This window comes from Patiriisocius sp. 208BN25-11, from assembly GCF_058147145.1.
Genome location: NZ_JBYVJY010000185.1, coordinates 1 through 229, shown reverse-complemented (window position 1 = coordinate 229; position 229 = coordinate 1). Strand labels below are relative to the sequence as shown.

Annotated in this window: 1 pseudogene; it reads right to left on the bottom strand. The window is 38.4% G+C overall.

Annotated elements, in window-relative coordinates:
- Positions 1–183 (bottom strand): annotated as a pseudogene (locus tag ACY2RS_RS16060) (hypothetical protein); the annotation flags it as partial.
- Positions 184–229: the final 46 nt, after the last annotated feature.

Sequence of the window (229 nt, the reverse complement as noted above, 5' to 3'; positions counted from 1 at the left end):
TGGCTTTTCGTTGATGAATTTTTCAATCAAATCAAACTGACGATTTTTCTCAGTTTGAGTATTTTTCTTTTCAGATGGTGCTGTACCTCGTTGAATAGGAGTTGCGGCAGTTAATTGCAGCCACTCGCCAAACGAATGTGAGTCCTTTTTAGAAAAATGCAAAGGCTTGTCGATTTCTAACATTTCCGAAGGGGACTTTTTATTTTCTTCGGAAATTTTAGGGGCTTGG